Source organism: Acidovorax sp. (assembly GCF_022763525.1).
Taxonomy (GTDB): Bacteria; Pseudomonadota; Gammaproteobacteria; order Burkholderiales; family Burkholderiaceae_C; genus Acidovorax.
Genome location: NZ_JALEGG010000296.1, coordinates 1 through 3,637 on the forward strand (window position 1 = coordinate 1; position 3,637 = coordinate 3,637).

General features: G+C 57.5%; 5 protein-coding genes. 1 reads left to right on the top strand and 4 read right to left on the bottom strand.

What is annotated here, in order from left to right; all coding sequences use genetic code 11:
- The 3 genes from MRY84_RS22535 to MRY84_RS22545 form a co-directional block, all read right to left on the bottom strand.
- Positions 1-278 (bottom strand): transposase family protein (locus tag MRY84_RS22535; protein ID WP_291507899.1); only part of this gene is annotated, 278 nt, incomplete at its 3' end.
- Positions 279-299: 21 nt separating this feature from the next.
- Complete coding sequence (lspA, locus tag MRY84_RS22540) at positions 300-812, bottom strand: signal peptidase II (RefSeq protein WP_004863699.1); 513 nt, start codon at positions 810-812, stop codon at positions 300-302.
- A gap of 3 nt (positions 813-815) precedes the next feature.
- Positions 816-1,712, bottom strand: coding sequence for a cation transporter (locus MRY84_RS22545; protein ID WP_043764655.1), 897 nt, complete (start codon positions 1,710-1,712; stop codon positions 816-818).
- 95 nt (positions 1,713-1,807) lie between these two features.
- On the opposite strand from MRY84_RS22545, the gene cadR reads away from it, so the two are divergent.
- Positions 1,808-2,215, top strand: coding sequence for a Cd(II)/Pb(II)-responsive transcriptional regulator (gene cadR / locus MRY84_RS22550; protein ID WP_007148576.1), 408 nt, complete (start codon positions 1,808-1,810; stop codon positions 2,213-2,215).
- A 476-nt stretch (positions 2,216-2,691) separates the two neighbouring features.
- Here cadR and MRY84_RS22555 read toward each other — a convergent pair whose 3' ends face one another.
- Positions 2,692-3,279 (bottom strand): hypothetical protein, encoded by a 588-nt coding sequence (locus tag MRY84_RS22555; protein ID WP_291507900.1) that lies wholly within the window; start codon positions 3,277-3,279, stop codon positions 2,692-2,694.
- Between the last annotated feature and the right edge of the window lie 358 nt (positions 3,280-3,637).

Below are 3,637 nucleotides of genomic sequence, written 5' to 3' on the forward strand. Positions count from 1 at the left end.
ACCATCTCCGGTAGCTGGGGCCTGAATGTTGTCTTGCAGGCCCGGCAGGTGTATCGGCGGCGGACCACCCAGAGAGTGACCCGCTTGCCGTGGATGGGCAGATCACGATAGGGAACGTCACGCTTGCCGAACCGTACGAACTCACCCTGCACGCCGCATTCCTCGCAGGCGATGGGATCGGGCACGTCCACCTGGAAGTGCATTTCGTCGTCGGTTGATTTGCAGCCCAGTACTTGGTATTGCGGCAGGTGAAGGATGTTGTCGGGAAGTTCGGTCATGGTGTTGTATAGGCGTAGGTGTCAGTCAGATCCATCCGGCTCGGCATTGGTGTTTGCTTTTTTACCCAACAAGCTGCTGGAAACGAAAAGTAAGGCACCGAGGACAATTGCAATATCAGCCAGGTTGAAGGCCGGCCAATGCCAGTCTCGCCAATAGAAATCAAAGGAATCCACAACATAGCCGCGAAAGACCCGGTCAATCAGGTTGCCCATGGCGCCACCGAGGATAAGACTGTAAGCGATGGCTTCTCCTTTATGACGATTTTCAAGGATCAGCTTGATCAGAAAAATCGAGACCACTACCGCGATTCCGATAAAAAAGTAGCGCTGCCAGCCTCCACCATTCGCAAAAAGACTGAATGCGGCACCGGTGTTCCATAGGTGCACCCAGTTAAAGAACGGGGTCACCGAAACATACTCGCCATAGGCCATTGATTGCTGCACCAGCCACTTTACAGCCTGATCAGACGCTGCCAGCAGGCCCGATATGGACAATAGGGCATACGGCGAGAGCTTTTTGCCAATAATGAGCATTATTTAACCCTTCAACGCCAAAATGCGTCTGGCACCGTTAAGTACAATGCCCCCCGCGATGGTGCCGATAATCAGATCCGGATAATTGGAACCGGTCCACGCGACCAGGGCGCCGGCGGTGATGACCCCCAGGTTGATCACCACGTCGTTGGCCGAGAATATCCAGCTTGCCTTCATGTGCGCCCCGCCTTCCCGATGTTTGGATATGAGCAGCAGACAACTGGTATTGGCAATCAATGCGACGAATGCGATAGCCATCATCACCAGCGATTCAGGCTCACTACCGAATACAAAGCGTCTCACCACCTCTACGAGCACGCCCACAGCCAAGATCAGTTGCAGTACACCAGCAAGATGCGCGGCACGTACCTGCATTTTCACGCTATGTCCAACCGCATAAAGGGCAAGCCCGTACACCGCCGCATCGGCAAAATTGTCCAGGGATTCTCCAATCAGGCCGGCGGACCGGGCGATCAGACCGGCAGTCATTTCCACCACGAACAGAAGTGCATTGATGCCGAGCAACCAGCGCAGGGTCCCGGATTCTTGCTTAGCAGAAGCTGCCGAAAACTCGGCGGCCTTGATGGTCTCCGGATTTGCAGCGACGGTTTCCTGAAGCGAGGCGCCTAGCCCCAAGGTCTTCAGTTTCGAGGTGACGGGCTCGACCTCGCCGTCATGCACGACCTTCAGCCGGCGGTTCGACAAGTCGAAGGACAGCGCCCGAATCTCCTCAAAGCCGTTCAGGGCTAGGCGAATCATTCGTTCTTCTGATGGACAGTCCATCTTCGGCACGGCATAAACACTGACCCATCTCCCTGGCGCCTCGGAGGAGGCCTGTATATCGGTATCCGCTGCGGACGTTGCATCACCGCCACAGGCGCCACCACAGGATTTGCTCATGATACGACTCCACTTGAACAATGTTGTGGTACCATTTAAAACTATAAAGCTACTATAAGGTCAATAGAGTAAAGAATCCGTTGGGGAGGAGGCTGATGCGCATTGGTCAGTTGGCGCAGTTGGTAGGGGTCGAAACACAGACGATCCGCTTCTATGAACAGCAGGGCTTGTTGCCGCCGCCTGATCGGCAGGACAACGGTTACCGTGTCTATACCGAGAAGCATGGTGAGGGGCTGGCCTTCATCCGTCGCTGCAGAATCCTGGGCCTGTCACTGGCTGAGATTCACGAACTACAGAGCTATCAGGACGACCCTCATCAGCCTTGTACCGCCGTCAACACCTTGCTCGATGATCACATCTCTCATGTGCGGTCGCAGATAACCGCTCTGCAAGCGCTTGAGAAACAACTCGTTTCACTGAGAGCGAGTTGCAACGATGACCGGGAAGTTGAGGCGTGTGGGGTTCTTGCTGGAATTAGCGAAGGAAACATGCACCAGCAGTAGGTGAAGCATCAACCAGATAATCCGATGAGATGCCGGTCTGTCTCACTCTCATGCAAAGGTGAGATCAACCATTTAATCCGCTTACCCAATATTTTACGGGCACCGGATCCAGCCTATAGCAACCCAACAAATAGATGAGTACGCTATTGGTTTTCTTCCGACTCTTTGCTGCATTTTCAGTTTACTAACACGCTGGGAAGTCAGGGAAGGGTGCATGCGGGTAGCGCCAAGTAGCGCCCCTGTTGGCAAGGAAAAACGTTTACCGCGAAGCAACATTATCGTTTACTGCACAAGCCAGCTTGCGGTTGGTTCCAGGTTGCTTGGGCCTTCCATGGCCCAAGTCCTTCGGACTCCCTCCGGTCGCGTGGATCGGCTGTCCTGCCGATCCATCGAATCCTGGTGGGCCCACCAAACCGCCTTCGTTGCAAACGCCTGCCAGTACGCTGACTACGCCGCTTCTAGCCGCGGCTTGAGTCTCAAGACGATGCTTGCGCTCGCAGTGCGCTGAGCTGACGGCGTGTCTCGGCCAGACGGCGGCGTGCGTCATCCAGGCTCTTGCGCATGGAGGCGATGGTCCGCTCGGCATGCTCGTAGCTCGACTTGCAACTCTGGGAAACGGCCTCGAGACTGGCGGCCTGCGCGGTTGCCATCCGGCGCAGCTGATCTCTGGCCCAAAGCTGCGTACGCGCCATGCGCTGTTCAGCAGTTTGGGCTTCCCTGGCAAGTCCGGCCAGTTGCTGGGACTGGCCGATTTCGCACCACGCCTCGTGCGCTTCCCCTGCCAGAAGTGCGGAGATGCGGGAGGGCCGGGTTGCAGCGCGGACGCTGTCATCCGCACGAAGCCGGCGCAGCTGCGAGGCCAGTTCCGCCGCTCGCTCCATGCTGTTGTGCTGACTCGTATCGAGCCGGCCATGTACGTTGCGCAGCAGCTTGGATTCGGCCTGCAGCAGCGTGCAGTGCGAGGAGCGACGCTGTACTTCTTCGGTCAGTTCGGCAATGCGTTGCTCCAGCGCCCGGATGTCCGAAGCCCGGTGCGCCGCCGTTCCCACTTGGCCGTGTGACATGACCATACTTCCTTCTTCCGATAACGTTGCTTGCGTGTTCCACGCGCCATGGATCATGGGCTGGCGTGGCGCGTGTGGCGGTCGCAATTACGCCACCACTCTCTTTCGAACGTACGCCAACGCTTGCGGAACGGATGCACGCGCAAGAACGCCCTGCGCCCGCACCGGGCGCCGCAGCCGCAAGGGTGCCCTTTCGACACCCTTGCGACGGGCAGGGTCATAACCGCATGCCGATCTGCTCCCATCCCGGCGAAAGCGAAACTTCGGCGGAGGGCCGGGCCTGCACACGGTCGAACCAGGCGCGCAACCCCGACAGCGTCTCCGGCATCGGTTGGCCGACGCCGTGGAGAAAATCAAG

What these genes read in the sequence shown, in the direction of transcription:
- lspA (WP_004863699.1), bottom strand. Translation starts at nt 812, where the DNA reads ATGCTCATTATTGGCAAAAAGCTCTCGCCGTATGCCCTATTGTCCATA.
- MRY84_RS22545 (WP_043764655.1), bottom strand. Translation starts at nt 1,712, where the DNA reads ATGAGCAAATCCTGTGGTGGCGCCTGTGGCGGTGATGCAACGTCCGCA.
- cadR (WP_007148576.1), top strand. Translation starts at nt 1,808, where the DNA reads ATGCGCATTGGTCAGTTGGCGCAGTTGGTAGGGGTCGAAACACAGACG.
- MRY84_RS22555 (WP_291507900.1), bottom strand. Translation starts at nt 3,279, where the DNA reads ATGTCACACGGCCAAGTGGGAACGGCGGCGCACCGGGCTTCGGACATC.